Below are 16,815 nucleotides of genomic sequence, written 5' to 3'. Positions count from 1 at the left end.
TTTTGTCACAATATATTTCTTCCCAAGAAGATTGTGTGCCAGAAAGTAGCGTTCACATTAATTGTTTTGGCGCAGTTCCAAACTCGGGAAATGATAGCTCATTAGCAATTCAGCAAGCTATTGATTATTGTGTAGCGAATCGAATTTCGACGGTTAGAATTACCGGGGTAAATACGTACAAAATTGTAAAGCCGATTGTTATTAAATCAAACGTAAGATTAGAGTTAGATCCTACCGTAACGCTGCAAATTGATGGAGATTTTAATGCATTTGAGCTACAAAGTAACGCTTCGATAGTTGGTGGTACTCTTCAAGTTATAAATCCATTGTTTCAATCTGTTGTTATTTATGTTTCTGGTTCACAACAAATCGAAGTACCTAATCAATCTGTTATATCAAATATAAATATAGTAAATGCAACCCCATCGTATAAAGGAAAAGCTATACATTTTTATTGTCAAAAGGCATGGGATTTTATTAGTTTCTTTCAAGTTAAATTTATTCAAATTAAAAACTTTCAAACTGCAATACATTTGAAGACAGAATATATAAATGATATCAATACACCTTGTTGGATTAACGCCAATGTATTTCAATCTATATTTATTGATGGATGTGTGTATGGGATTGAAGTAGATGGAAATAGTGATTTACCAAATGAAAGTTCAGGAAATACGTTTCATGATATTCAAGTACAATGTAGACAACAAACGAAAAAAGTAATTCGTTGCTCAGGTGCGTATAATACATTTGATTGTATGATCTGGGATACGTACCGGATGAGTAGTGAACAAATTGTCATTGAATTTTCTTCTAATTCTCATCGTAACTACCTTTTTTCAAATCTGCTTTCGACAACTATTGTAGATAAAGGGCAATATAATGTTTGTAAGTCTACCTATGAAGAATCTCTTCGAATTCAGTTACCGATTACGTTAAATAAACCTCACTTAATAGGCAATCAAGATGATATATTAGTAAATGCTCAGCAAAAGTATATTGTTAAGCAAGTAAGTGGGAAAGTACCGTACGGTGGAAATCTAGCAAATTGCTTTAATTTAATAGATGAACAAAGTGTAAACTATATTGACGTTCCAGATAGTAATCCAGTTGTTATTGAACTGGATTTTACGAAAAAACCAATACAAATGTTAAATTGTTTCGGAATGTATTTTGGATGGGGAGAGAGTCCAAAAAAAATTAAAATTGAATATGCATTAAGCGCAACTGGAAATTGGGTTATCGCATCGGATGTTCCATTAAATGTAGGCGATACAATTATATCGAATATGAAGGCGAATCAACTATATAAAGTAAGAATTACATTAAGTGGTTATTCTCAAGATCATAAGCGTTTTCGAATTAATCGTATCTTTGCAAGATCTTCTCTGGAAAACGGGAATGCTTGGTTAGCGACAACTGGTGGCAGAATGTTTGGAGATATTGAAATAGAGGCAAGTAAAGGTATAATCATGAAGACTGCTAGTGGAGCGAAATGGAAAGTTACTATTAATGAAGCTGGTCAACTTATTACGACTAAAATAACTTGAGAGGGTGTTTAAGTGTATATTCTTAGACAAGTTACAACGTAGTGGGATATAGGTAATGAAAAAGAGATTGTAATTTGGTTTCAACCAAACTACAATCTCTTTTTTGTTTAAATTACTTCCACCAAATCCAAGTCCAAAGGTAATTTCGTACATTTCGAGGAGTAATGCGAATGAAGTGTTCACCGTCAAAGAAGCAATTTAAATTTGGAAGTGTTTCATCTGGATTTTCTGGAACAAAGGTGACGATGTTTTCGTTACTTGTAACGGTTACTGTAATTGGTGGGTCGGTAGGCGATACTTGAAGTTGTAACGAAATATTGGCCGTATTTTTAAATTCTTTATTAACAGGTGGGCTTATTACTTGTACTGTGAATGACACGATAATTGTTTCGTTTGGTTCCAAATTAGTAGCGACTAGGAAACCGATATTCGGATTCGCTAGTGGAGAGCGTTCACCGTTAATAAAGACAGTGCCGTTTATAAATTGTAAACCTGCTGGAATGGTATCTTGTAAAGAAATATTTGAGAGTGAAATTTCGGAAGTATTTGTAACACGTACCATATAATCAAAATATTGATTTAAATAAACTGAGCTGACGGAAGCGTTTTTCGTGACTGTTGCAGTTACAAATTGAACTGGTATACGAACGATATTTGAATTAACAATGAAAGTAACAATTGGATCCTGTGGTGTCAATTGAAAAGCAGCGGTAACTGTTGCAGAATTTATAATTGTACTGTTTGAAGGAATAGAAGTTACGAGAACTTGAAATGTTATAGTTGCTACTGAATCTGCGGGTAAAGAGCCGATATTAATACCAGTATCTGGTCGAATGTTTGGAACGGGAGTACCGTTAATTGTTACACTGTTTTCTATTAATGTTGTACCAGCTGGAATCATATCTAAAACGGAAGTACTTAATGTAGGAATTGGGGAATCATTAAATGCCTCTAATGTGAATGTAATAACATCTCCTATAATGACGATAGATTTGTCTGCTGTTTTCTCAATGCGAACTATTGGATTAATGATTATCGTTGTAACAATATTTGTTTGTTTTGTAACAGTATTTATTTGCCTTCTAATCGTAATAGGTGGTTCGGTTGGACCGACAATAGACGTATAGGAAATAGTCGCATCGTTATTGATTCTAGATTGAAGAGTAGAAGAAGAAATTTTCACTTGGAACGTAATAATAACAGATTCATTAGGAGCAAGATTTCCTAACGTAATACCATTTTCAGGGTTCTCATTAGGCTGATTGATTCCGTTAATCGTAACACTACCAATAACGAATGTCGTATCTACTGGTGCCGTGTCTACTAGAAGAAGATCTTCAATAGTGATATTACCATTATTCGTAATAGTAATGGTGTACGTTAAAGTTTGACCAGGCAAGGCGCTCGTGAAATCAACAACCTTTATCGCAACGACATTATCATTTTGGACAGTTGTAGTGACAGTATTTGTTGTAGTTGTATTCGTAACAGGTGCGTTATTTGGGTTGACTATATAGTTAAAGGTAGTAATTGCATTGTTGTTGAGTTCATTTGGTGTTGGGATAGAAGTTACAGTTACTTGGAATGAAACTATTGCGTCTCCACCAATAGGTATAGTACCAATTGGTATGCCGCTTACTGGATTCACTCCTGGAAGGATTTCTCCGTTTACAATGACGCTATTTTCTATAAACGTAGTACCTTGAGGAATAATATCTTGAATAATTACATCATTTACTGCAACATTACCGGTTTGATTTAGTGTAATCGTATACGTTAACGTATCACCAACCGTTGCAAATGCAAGATCAACAGTTTTATTACTATTCAAATTCGCATGATTAATTTCTGTTGCTGCAGCTGATGAAATAATGGTTTCCGTAATAGGTGGTCGATCTGGTAACGTGTATTCATATTCAATTGTACTCGTGTTAGAGATAGGATTGGTTTGTGGAATCGAGGTGACCCGTACTTGGAATAGAACAGTTGCTCTCGTATTAGGCGGAATGTTATCAATTTGTATACCGTTAAGTGGATTGTCATTTGGACGAGCGTTTCCGTTCACAATAACACTATTCTCTATAAAGTTCGTATTTCCTGGGATGCTATCTGTAACAATAATGTTTTCTATTTGTATATTTCCGTTATTTATAATGGAAATTGTATAAGGGATGATTGTTTGTAGGTCAGCATATTGGATAGGTGTTGTTTTTGTCGCAATTACATTAGCAGAAATAACTTCAGTGAAAGTAATATTACTAGTCGATAGTTGTTCCTCGCCAGTAATTGTATAACGAGAAGTTGATTGATTTTGAACATAGCCGCTGGCTGGAAGAGCTGCGACAGTAACAGAAAATGTGACTGGGATAGAAGTGTTAGGAGCAATCGTTCCTACAAGTATACCAGCACTTGGATTGGCATTAAGCTGAGGAATGTTATTTACTAAAACGCTACTGTCAATAAAGGTTGTTCCATCAGGTATATTGTCTGTAAATACAACAGCAGTTGCATCCGTATTCCCCGTATTCGTTAAAGTTGTTGTATAAGTTAAAATGTCACCAATCGTTACAGAGGTCAAATCAACAGTTTTAAGTGAAACGATATCAGCATCATTAATTTGAACGAAAGTAGTATTGGAAGTAGTCGATTTTTGAATTGGTGCAAAGTCAGGATTGAAAATAAAGTCGTAGACGATGTTTGCAGTATTAGGTGTTGGATTTACAGCAGGTAAATTCGTAACTGAAACTTGGAATGTTATTGTAGCTATTTGACCTGATGCGATATTAGGAATGGAAAAGCCGATATTCGGATCTGCTGCAGGAAGTACAGTGTTGTTAACTGTTACACTTCCCGGAATAAATACCGTTCCATCTTCTATAATATCAGTAAAAAAGATGGAGTTAGTTGTAGTGGATCCGTTATTTTGAATGGATACTGTATATTCAATGGTTTCATCAATGTTAGCTAATACAGTATTAGCAGATTTTGTAGCAATAAGAATAGCATCAATAAATTGTATATTTGTACTATTGGAAGAGGTCGTTTCTGAAATTGGTGGGGCGCTTGGGTCTGGTCGATACTCATAGTGAATGACAGCGATATTATTAATGTTATTTTGTGGCGGTATAGAGACTACGCTTACTTGAAAAGTAACAATAATCGTGTTATTTGGAAGAATTATATCAAGATTGATACCGGTAATTGGATTTTCATTAGGCCTTGGTATGCCATCTACAAGTATGCTATTTGGAACGAATGTGGTGCCAGCGGCAATTGCGTCAATGAGGAGAGTATTTGTAATAGGTACTGTACCAGCGTTTGTAACTGCGATTGTATATGTGATGATTTGACCTATGCGTGTAATAGATCTGTTAGCGGATTTAATTGCACTAACATTTGCCGTCCGCACTTCAGTATTTACTGCATTTGATAACGATATGCGCTGAATAATAGGAGAACTAGGATCAATTTGGTATTCGTACGAAGTGTCTGAAATATTAATGACTGCATTGCCCTCTGGTATATTTGTAAGTTGTACTTGGAATGAAATAGTGATTGTTTCATTTGGTTGTATCGTGCCGAGAGTTACTCCGTTTTCAGGATTCACGCCAGGCTGAATTACATTATTTATTGTTAAGCTATCTTCAATGAATATAGTACCTTCTGGAATATTATCAACGAACACGGTATTGTTAGCTGGAACGGTTCCTATATTTTGTAGTGTATTTGTGTAGGTAATCATTTGCCCGATTGATACGAAAGTTACATCCGCGCTTTTAACAGAAATAATATTTGCATTTTGAAGTGATGTTGTAACAATGTTAGAATTTGCAGAGCGATTTACTGGTGGGGCTGTAGGAATGCTTACATATTGGTAAATTGCTGAAGATTGATTTGCAATTTCGGTTTCAGTAGGTGGATTATTTGTTTGCACTTGAAATAGTATCGTTTTGGAACTGTTAGCAGGAATGGTTCCAATCGGTATTCCATTTTCAGGATTTACACCTGGCTGCAGGACGCCGTTAATTGTGACACTATCGGGAACAAATGTAGTCCCAGCTGGAATAGAGTCTGTGAAAATAATATTTATTGCGTCAACATTACCGATATTTTTCACTTCAGAAATATAAAGTATAGTTCCGCCAATATCTACAGTTGTTGGATTGGATGTTTTTGTAATTACCAATTGTGCTTGCACGAAATTTGTAATGACGATATTACTAGTAGATGTTTCAGTAATAGGCGGTTGCCCTGGGTCTGGCTGAATTGTATAAGTTGTGTTGGATTGATTTGTAATTGATTCTTGCGAGAATGGATCGTTAATAAGAATTTGGAAAGAAATAAGGTGAGTAGCGTTTGCTGATAAGGTAGGTAAAGTAACACCAGCATTTGGATTGGCACCAAGCATAGCTGTTCCATTAAGTGTAAAACTATTTTCTACGAATGTAGTACCTTCCGGAAGAGTATCTGAAAATATGAGATTTGTAGCTGGAATATTTCCGGTATTTTCTAGTGTTATCGTATAAGTCAAAATATCTCCTGTTGTTGCTTGTTGTGCATTGACTGCTTTTAAAGAAAGAATAGTCGCGTCCGAAATTTGTGTGAAAACTGGATTGGACGTAATTGTTCGAGAGATGATAGGAGCAGTTGGATCAGCGATAAAAGTATAGTCAATACGGGCTGTATTAGAAATAGGATTCACGTTTGGAATGAATTGAACGATAACTTGAAATGTGACGGTGACGATTTCTGAAGGTGAAACGGAGTTTAATGGTATTCCTATGTTAGGATCGGTACCTGGAACAGAAACGCCATTAATGGTAACACTATTCGGAATAAATGCGGTTCCTTCTGGGACCAAGTCTATTAAAGTAACTGTATTTGCAGTAGTATTTCCGTTATTTTGAACGACTACTGTGTAAGTGATTGTACCGTCAGTAGATTGTACGAGAGAATCTGTACTTTTAATTACGGATAACGATGCATCAACAACAGCTGTATTAACTGTATTAGACGAGGATGTTGCTGTAACTGGAGGTTGATTTGGATCGACGATATACGTGTAACTTGTAATGGCTTGATTGATAATTGCTCCTTGCGGTGGAATAGAACTAGCGACAAATTGGAACGTAATAGTAGCAGAATCACCTGGCGCGATAATACCAACTGGAATACCGAGAGTTGGACTTGCATCAGGAAGTGAAATTCCATTTAGCGTAACACTATTTGGAACAAATAATGCGCCCTCAGGAATGCCATTAATGAGTAATACAGAGTTTGCAGGGAAGTTTCCAGTATTCGTTAATGTTGCTGTATACGTAATTACTTCCTCGATAGATACAATTGAACGATTTGCTTGTAAGACAGTTGTAACAGTTGCGTTATTAATTTGTGTTGAAGCGCTATTAGAATTTATCGTGCCTGTAACAGGAGGAGAGGCCGGATCAACGATGAAAGCGTATTGAATAGATGCTACGTTTGTAATCGGATTTGAAGGTGGGGTTGATGTAACTATGACTTGGAAAGTAACAGTTAAGGAGCTACTCACGCTAACTGTTCCGATATTAACTCCGTTATTTGGATCTGCCCCTGGAATGGTACTTCCATTTACAGTAAAACTATTTTCTACAAAAGTTGTTCCTGCTGGAATCGTATCTGAGAAATTTACATTCGTAGCGTTTGTATTACCGCTATTTTGAATTAAAACTGTATAAGTGATCGTATCGCCAATATTCGCAAAGGCAGTATTAGCAGTTTTTACAGCTGAAAGGATTGCTGAATTAATAGAAGTAACGAAGACGTTCGTTTCCACATTTCCAGGTTGAGCCTGTAATGCATTTCCTACGTTATATTGGAAGTTTACAAATCCTAAGTTTTGGAGCTCTGGTGTGAATGTTGTTGGGTTACTTACAATTTGAACTTGGAATACAATTGTTACAGTTTGATTTGGAATGATCGTATTTATGCCAATACCGTCAATGATAGAAGCGGATGGTAACGGAGTGCCATCAACAATAACTGATCCTGCAACAAATTGTGTCCACAATGGTATCGGGTCTGAGAAAATAACGTTATTGGCAGGAATATTTCCAGTATTCGTGATCGTAGTTGTATACGTAATCGTATCACCAATCGTTGCAAAAGCTTTATCTCCAATTTTAGTGGTAGTTAAAATAGCACTTTCAATTGTTGTTGTAACACTATTTGAAGTAATGTTTTTTGAAACTGGAGGGTTAGCTGGATTGACGATATGTTGGAAATTAACGCTAGCTTGATTAGAAATTGGATTTATAGGCGGAATTTCATCGGCACTAATATGAAAAGCTACGAGGACAGACTGGTTTGGCGCGATATCACCAATTGGAACGCCTGTAATTAGGTCTGCATTTGGGATAGTAGTTCCATTGAGTGTAAAACTATTCGGTTCAAAGGAAGTTCCGTCTGGAATCATATCGGTAAAAATAACATTCGTCGCACTAACATTTCCGCTATTTGTAATCGTAACGGAGTAGATAATATCTTGCCCAATATCTACCGTTGATACATTTGAATTTTTTTGTGCAGTAAGGATAGCGCTATTAATTTGTGTTGTCGTTGTATTAGATTGATTAGAAGTTGAAATGAACGGCTGGTCGGGATCAACAATATAACGATAAGTGGTAAGAGCTGAATTAGAAATAGGGTTGTTGATTGGTAGGGTTGTAACGGTAGCTTGGAATGTGATAATGGCTGCAGTACCACCGTTAATTGAACCGATATTTACACCAGTAGATAAATCAGCATTTGGAATGGTTTGCCCATTAACCGTGAAACTGTTTGGAACAAAAGTTAAATTGCTATCAAGTATATCGATAACGGTAACATCAGTTGCAGTCACATTTCCTGTATTCGGGAGGTTAAGTGTAAATGTTATTGTATTACCAACATCCGCAAAAGTAAGATCTGTTGTTTTTGTACTTATAATATTTGCATTGTTTATTTGAAGAAGCGTAGTGTTGGAAGTAGCCGCACTTAATACTGGAGGATTAACAGGATCAACAGTAAACTCATATGTCGTTGATGCAGTATTTGGTGCTGGATTAATAGGTGGAATGCTGTTCACTGTAACTTGAAAGGTGATACTATATATTTCATTTGGTGGAAGTGCTGCAAGAAATACACCGTTATTCGGATTCGCGTCAGGTTGCAAAACACCATCGACAGTTAATGTGTTAGGAACAAATGTGATTCCACTTGGTAATACATCTTTGAATACAATGTTGGCTGCATCTGTATTCCCTATATTTGAAATAGAAGTAGTGTAAAAAGCAGTTTGCCCGATACCTGCAAACGATACACTTTCATTTTTCGTCATGGATAATAGTGCTTCTTTAATTTGCGTTGAAACAGGATTGCTAATTGAAGTTTCTGCATCAGGCGGTGAGACTAATTGGTACGATGTTAATGAGAAATTTACAATGGGGTTTTCCGTTGGTAATGACGTTACAGTAACTTGGAACGAAATTGTTACTGTAGTCCCAGCTGTTATAGTTCCGATATTTACACCGTTCACTGGATTTGCGCCACTTTGAGGAATCCCATTAATAGAAAATGTGTCTGCAATAAATGCTGTTCCGTTCGGTACAGTATCTGTGAATATAACATTTTGTGCGGATGAGTTTCCATTGTTTGTTAAAGCGACAGTATAAGTGAGTGTGTCTCCAATACGACTAAAGGATTTATCGACTTGTTTTAATGAAAGAATGGTAGCTGTATTAATCGTAGTGAACACTGTGTTTGAAGTAACCGTCCTTGAAACAATAGGGGCATTAGGATCAGCGATAAATGTGTAAGAAGCAGTAGCGGAATTGGCAATAGGATTTTGGGCGGGTGTAGAAGTAGCAGTAACTTGAAATGCTATAGATATTGAGCTGTTAGGAGCAATTGATCCAATCGTTATACCGGTATTAGGATTGAGTCCAATTTGCTTGATATCATCTATTGTAACGCTATCAGTAATAAACGTTGTTCCATCTGGTATAAGGTCAATGAAAGCAATATCTGTAGCGTTTGTATTACCACTATTCGTTAAAATGGTCGTATAGGTAATGGTATCACCTAGTGTTACAAGTGTTTGATCGACGGATTTAATCATCGTTATGATAGCATCTAATACAGGGTTTGTAACGATATTCGTTGAAGTAGAAGTTGTAACAGGAGTTCCGTTTGGATCGACAGTATAAGAATATAAAATGGTATCATTCCCCATAATTGAACTTGAAGGGGGAACAGAAAGAACATTTACTTAGAAAGTAATGGTTACTGTTTCACCAGGAGCAATATTTGGTATGTTTACTCCAAGTGCTGGTTGCACACCAGACTGCTGAATTCCATTTATTGTAACTGAATTTGGTATAAATGTAGTACTAGCTGGAATGGTACTTGTAAAAGTTACATTTGTAGCTGGGGTATTTCCTGTATTCGTAATAGTCGTTGTATACGTAAGTGTATCCCCGACGGAAATAACCGATTTATCAACAGTTTTTGTTGTAGTTAATATTGCGCTATTAATGGTCGTTGAAACCGTATTTGATATAGTTGTTTGTAATACAGAAGGTTGGCTAGGATCAACTACATGTTCAAATTGTACGGAACTAAAATTAGAAATTGGATTTATACTTGGAATATTTGTAACAAGAACATTGAGAGTAATAACAGTCGTTCCACTTGGATTTATATTTCCAATCTGTATTCCGTTCCCAGGATTTCCAATTTGCTGTGTACCAGAATCATTTGTTAAAGTTCCGGAAATAAATGTTGTTCCTTCAGGTAAAATATCCGTAAAAATTATATTTTGTGAAGTGACATTTCCAGGATTACTTAATGTAATTGTATAAGAAATTGTATCGCCAATCGTAGCGAAAGTTTTATCTACAGATTTGATTGCCACAACTTCCCCAGAATTTATTTGTGTCGAAACAGAATTAGATGTCGTACTTCGTGAAACAAGTGGTAAATTAGGTCCTGTCATAAATTGATAATCAATGAAAGCACCGTTTACAACTGGTGAATTTGGCCCTCCAGGTCCGATTGTAAAAATAGGATTTGGAATACTAACTACTTGCACGCGGAAGGTAACGTTTATAAAATCTCCTGCAATAATATCCCCAATTGGTATCCCGTTTGCTGGATTTACTCCAGGTAATAAAACCCCGCCTACTCGAACGCTATCTTCTATGAATACTGTATTATTTGGAATCGAATCTGTAAACATGATATTCGTAGCAGTCGTGTTTCCTATATTTTCTAATAAAACTGTATACGTTAAAAATGAATTTCCAGGTGCGATGTCAGAAAATAGTCGATCCACACTTTTCGTTGCTTGGATAATTGCTTCATTAATTTGCACTAAAGTTGGATTACTAGTAGCTGTTTCTGTCACTGGTGGCTGGTTAGGATCAACAATGATAGAGTATGTCGTACTAGATTGATTTAAAGTTGGATTTGTAGCTGGTATTGAGCCGACGATCGCTTGAAAATTAACTATTGTCGTTCCTCCAACCGGAATTGCGTCTAAAGAAATCCCGCTATCTGGTCTAAATCCAAGTTGTGGGATAGTGTTAATTTGTACGCTATCAGGAACGAATGAAAGTTCAGGTGGTAATATATCGATAAAAACAGGTGTGTTTGCGGTAGTATTTCCGCTATTAATGAGCGTAGTTGTATACGTAATTGTATCTCCAACAGCAGCAAAAGCACTGCTTGCAGTTTTTGTTGCGATAACGGACGCAGTATTTACTTGTGTAAAAGTTGTATTGGATTGAACTGTTCGTGAAACAGGCGACTCATTTATATCAACAATAAAGCTATATTGAAGCGATGATTGATTCGGAATGGGATTAGGATTTGGAAGAGTTGTAATATTCACTTGAAAACTAAGTGTAACCGATGCATTTGAATTCAAGTTACCAATAGTAATACCGTTTTGTGGATTTGCATTCGGGATTGTTACACCATTTATCTTAAAGCTATTTGGGACAAAGGCGGTACCATTTGGAATGGAATCTGTAAAAACAATGTTATTAGCGGTAGTATTTCCTGTATTTGTAACAACTGAGGTGAATGTAATCGTATCTCCAATTGTTGCGAAAGTTGTACTAGCATTTTTATTTATTACTAAAGTAGCGTCAATAATCGGTGTAACTGTCGTGTTTGTAACGGTACTACCAACAGCTGGTGTTTCAGTTGGATTCACTGCATATTCGTAGTTTACAAGAGCATTATTCGTTAAAGTTCCACTAGGTGGAATAGCGAGAATTTTCACTTGGAATGTAATGAAAGTAGTGCCTCCTGGTGAAATATCGTCTAAATGAATACCTAATGAAGGGTCTAATCCAGGTTGGGAAATGTTATTGATCGTAACGGAATTGGGGATGAAGGATGCACCTGGTCCAAGTCCATCCGTTAAAACTGTAGCACTAGCAGGGATATTTCCTGTGTTCGTAACTGCAATCGTATAAGTAACGATATCTCCAATTGCAGCATTCGGTATGTTTACTGATTTCGTAGCGATAATCGTAGCGTTGTTAATTTGAGTTGTTATTACATTACTTGATGCATTGGCGGATGCTGGAGGTAAGTTCGGGTCTACGATATATTGGTACGTTGTGTTACTTTGGTTCGGGATTGGATTCGGATTCGGGATGGAGTTTACTTGCACCTGGAACGAAATTATCGTATTTGCATTCGGATTTATAGGATCAATTGCTATTCCATTCGTTGGATTTACATTAGGCAGTATATTCCCGTTTACTGTTACACTATTTGGAATAAAAGATGTCCCGCTTGGAATTGCATCGGTAAAGACTATATTTGATGCAAGTGTGTTCCCGTTATTCGTTAAAGTAGTCGTGTACGTAATAATATCATTTACGTTCGCAAACTGTTTATCTGCAGATTTTGCAGCGGTAATCGTTGCATTATTAATAATTGTCTGTACAGTGTTAGAGGCCACGATCTGCATTACAACTGGTTTGGATGGATCGTACATGTATTGGAATGTAGTGCTCGATTGATTCGTAAGCGGATTTGGACTAGGAATAGTTGGTACAAAAACCTGGAATGCAACAGTACGTGATGAATTTGCTCCAATTGTACCAATTAAAATGCCGTTAGCAGGATTTGCATTAGCTATAGGGACACCGTTAATCGTTACAGTATTAGGAAGAAAGGTGGTACCAGCTGGAATGATATCTGTAAACGTTACATTAGAGGCGGGGATATTGCCGCTATTCGTTAAAATTGTTGCATAAGTTATGACATCGCCAACATCAGCGAAATTTGTACTTGTTAGTTTCGTAGCGACAATATTAGCAGTATTAATTTGTGTAGCTACGATATTGCTAATAGCGTTCCTGACAACAGCAGGTAAATTTGGATCTGCGATAAAGCTATATTGAAGTGCAGCACTGTTTTGAACTGGATTTGGTGAAGGTAAACTATTTGCACTAATTTGGAAAACAATTGTTGTAATGCCGCCTGCTGGAATCGTACCAACTTGAAGGCCGGCACTTGGATCCGCACCTAGCTGTAAAGCACCCCCTATAAAAATACTATTTGGTACGAGAGTCGTACCAGGTGGAAGTATATCGGTAACGACTACATTATCTGCTGGAGTATTTCCTGGGTTAGCTAAGGCAATTGTATATGTGATTGGTTGCCCAACATCAGCGATAGTTAAATCTACATCCTTGAAAATAATTACATTTGCTAAATTAATTTGTGTACTTACAGTATTACTTAAAGATGTTTCTATCGTTGGTGGATCTCCTGGGTTCAAAATAAAGCTATACTGTGTACTAGATGAATTTATTGTTGGATTTTGTGTTGGTAAAGAGGTGACAGTTACTTGATAAGAGACGGTAAGTGAGCCGTTAGCAGGAATAGAAGGTAACGGAACACCGACATTTGGATCGACGTTATTTTGGAGTACACCATTAATAAGGAAAGTATTTGGGATAAAGGTAGTACCGTCTGGATTCGTATCAACAAAAGTAGGACCATCAGCGGAAACACTTCCTGCATTTGCCAAAGTAACGGTATAAGTTAATACATCCCCAACAGTAGCAAACGCTCGATCCACTGCTTTGGTTGAAACGACATTTGCGTCATTTACTTGAGTGAATGTAGTGTTTGAAGTTGTGTTCTTACTTACAGGGGAAGCATTAGGATCCACGATAAAGTTATAGGAAATAGAAGCGCTATTTGAAATAGGGTTTGGATTTGGGATGCTAGTTATTAATACTTGGAATGAAGCTGTAATTGTAGTATTAGCATTGATACTATCGATATTGATGCTAGCTGGTGTAACGCCTGGTTGAGTAACATTGTTAATCGTAACACTGTTTGGTATAAAGACAGTACCATTCGCGATTGAATCGGATAGTACTACATTGTTCGCCGCAACATTTCCATCGTTTGTAAGAGAAAAGGTATAAGTTAAAACATCTCCAACTTCCGCAAATGTTTTATCTACAGACTTAGTAGCCTGAAGGTTTGCTATTCTAATTGTTGATGTAACAGAATTAGAATTTGTTGTTTTTGAAGTTGGTGGCACACTTGGATTTACAGTATATAGGTAAGAAGCGAATGCATTATTAATGATAGGATTTTGGGGAGTAATATTGATGACTGTTACTTGGAAAGAAAGAGTAAAAGTAGCTCCGCCAGGAATTGTTCCTATAGGTAAAGCAATGAGAGAATCTACATTTTGTAAAACACCGTTTAGTGTTACAGTACCAGGAGTTAATATCGTTCCATTTGGTAGTGGATCTGTTAGTTGCACGTTAGTTGCAGCTGTATTTCCACTGTTTGTAATAAGAATTGTATAACTGATTGTTTCGCCAATTGTAGCAAATTGTTTATTTGTTGATTTTGTTACTGTTAAATTCGCATTGTTAATTTGAGTAGAAACAAGATTAGAAGAAATGTTTTTTGTAACGGGTGATTGGCTAGGATTGACGGTATATTGATAAGAAGCGCTTGAACCATTAGATATGACATTCGACGCTGGAATTGTATTTACTACTACTTGAAATGAAACATTTTTTGTTGTGCCAGTTGGAATAGATCCTATATTCACACCAGTAGCGGGATTTGCTCCAACTTGTGTCGTACCATCTATTGTTACACTGTTGAGAACAAAAGTTGTTCCAGTAGGAATGACATCTGTAAAAATAACGTTATTCGCATTCGTATTACCTGTACCTGTAAAGGAAACAGTGTACGTTAGTGTATCACCAATATCTGCAAAATTTTTGTCTACTGCTTTCGTCATTGTTACAGTAGCATTATTCACTTGAGTGGAGACAATATTCGTCGTATCAGTCCCGCTTACTGCCGGTTGATTTGGCACAGGAATGTATTGATAAGTTGTTGTACCACTATTTAATATTGGATTTGTTTGCGGGATAGAAGGAACGAATACTTGAAATGAAACCGTAGTCGTAGAATTAGCAGCAATAGATCCAATTGATATACCAGTAGCGGGATTTGCGCCAGCTTGAGTAACCCCGTTAACAGTTACACTCCCTGGAATGAAAGTAGTCCCGCTAGGAATCGGATCCGTATATATAACGTTCGTTGCCGCGATATTTCCTATATTAGCTAAGGCAATACTGTAAGTTAACGTTTCACCAATATCTGTAAAAAGTTTGTTGACTGATTTTGTGCCATTAATATCTGCGAGGTTAACTTGTGTTCCAGCAGAGTTGCTTGTTGCAAGACCGTTAAAGGTTGTTCCTCCGGCGATTGGTGTATATTGAAATGTAATATTAGCAGTGTTAGAGATAGGATTTTGACTTGGAAGAGAAACGACAGTAGCTTGGAAAGTTACTGTACGAGAAGCACCATTATTAATGGTTCCGAGAGATATACCAGCGGCCGGATTTGCGTTCGTTTGTGGGACATTATCTATTGTTACAGTGCCAGGTATAAAGGAAGTACCGTTAGGGAGGATGTCTGTAAAAATAACGTTATTGGCAGGAAGAAGTCCGGTGTTAGGGATAGTAACTGTATAAGTGAGAACGTCTCCAATTGCCGCAACACTTTTATTTACGCTTTTCGTTGCTTGAATATTAGGTGAATTTATGTTGATTTGTAAACCGACTGTATTCAACATATAAGCGTCTCCGTTAGTCGTTAAACGGATTGCGGCGGACACTTGAGAATTTGTTAAATAAGGAGAAATATCAATAGAAGTAATGTCCCAACCTTGCCGGCCTGCGGAGATATTTGTGCTTGTAGCGGCACTTTGATTGCGCGTTCCAAATGTCCCAGTTGTATCTAAGTTTCCTGCAGCATTATTCACTTGAGAACCGAAGAAGTTATTTACAGCATTATTTGGCCCAGATAAAGCATTTAATGAACTGAAATTTGGTCCAAATAGCGCTTGATCCCCTGTTATATCTGCATCTCCTTCAATAGAACTTAAAAATAATCTCCCGCTTACAGGTCCTCCTGAAGGTGTTAAGAATCCAGAAACAGCTACATCTGCACTACCAGTATCAGCAGAAACACGGTTTCCAGCTACGTAAATTGTTAAGTTTCTTGCTGGTAATGTCCCGTTTTGATAAGCGACGATAAGCGTCCATCCAGCTGAATTAATTGTTCCATTAGAAGCATCTATAGGATCTACAAGTCCAGGGACAGCTCCCGTAGTATAAGAACCAGAGCCTCCAGCTTGAATAAGGGTTGTTACGTCTGCTGAACGAGTGTAAAAGCCAAATGTAATAGAATTTGAAACGAAAGTTTGATTTGAAGCTGTAACAGCTGAAGGAGTAATCGAGTATGTTGAAACAGGTGTTGTAAAAGAAACCGGGTTTCCTAATACACTCGTAATGTTTTGATCACGAGATAAATAGTTTCCACCCCAAACGAGTTCTGCGTAAAGAATCGTACTACCAGCAGGTATATTTAAAAGAGCGGTAGAACTATTTTGTGTATAGTTTAACGTTGTACCAGCAGGAAAAGTAGGTACTTGTAAAGCAGTATTTGTAGTTGCGAATGCACCAATTGCTCCGATTGTACCAGCACGGTTTTGATTACTAATTTTACTTAATCCTAAAGTATTTCCTGTAATAGCGAGTGCGCCGTTAGTGGTGGTAGAAAATCGATTCGTAATGGGCATGTTGTCACCTCATTTCCGATATAGTCTTGGTCAAAATAGGATATGTACGTGACAAATAAATGGAAACATGTACAAGTTGATTTGATAATAATGATTTAA

The 16,815-nt window shown here is 36.9% G+C and carries 1 protein-coding gene and 1 pseudogene; one reads left to right on the top strand and one right to left on the bottom strand.

Features of this window, described 5'->3' with window-relative positions; genetic code table 11:
* Window positions 1-2: 2 nt before the first annotated feature.
* Window positions 3-1,550, top strand: coding sequence for a glycoside hydrolase family protein (locus tag AC0OM3_RS16630; RefSeq protein ID WP_000084977.1), 1,548 nt, complete (start codon window positions 3-5; stop codon window positions 1,548-1,550).
* Between the two features lie 112 nt (window positions 1,551-1,662).
* Here the strand turns inward: AC0OM3_RS16630 and AC0OM3_RS16625 are convergent.
* Window positions 1,663-16,716: pseudogene (locus AC0OM3_RS16625) on the bottom strand (DUF7507 domain-containing protein).
* Between the last annotated feature and the right edge of the window lie 99 nt (window positions 16,717-16,815).

The sequence above is a fragment of the Bacillus sp. FAU20 genome (assembly GCF_056033865.1).
The sequence above is the reverse complement of the archived record's forward strand: the minus strand, read 5'-3'. Positions and strand labels throughout refer to the sequence as shown.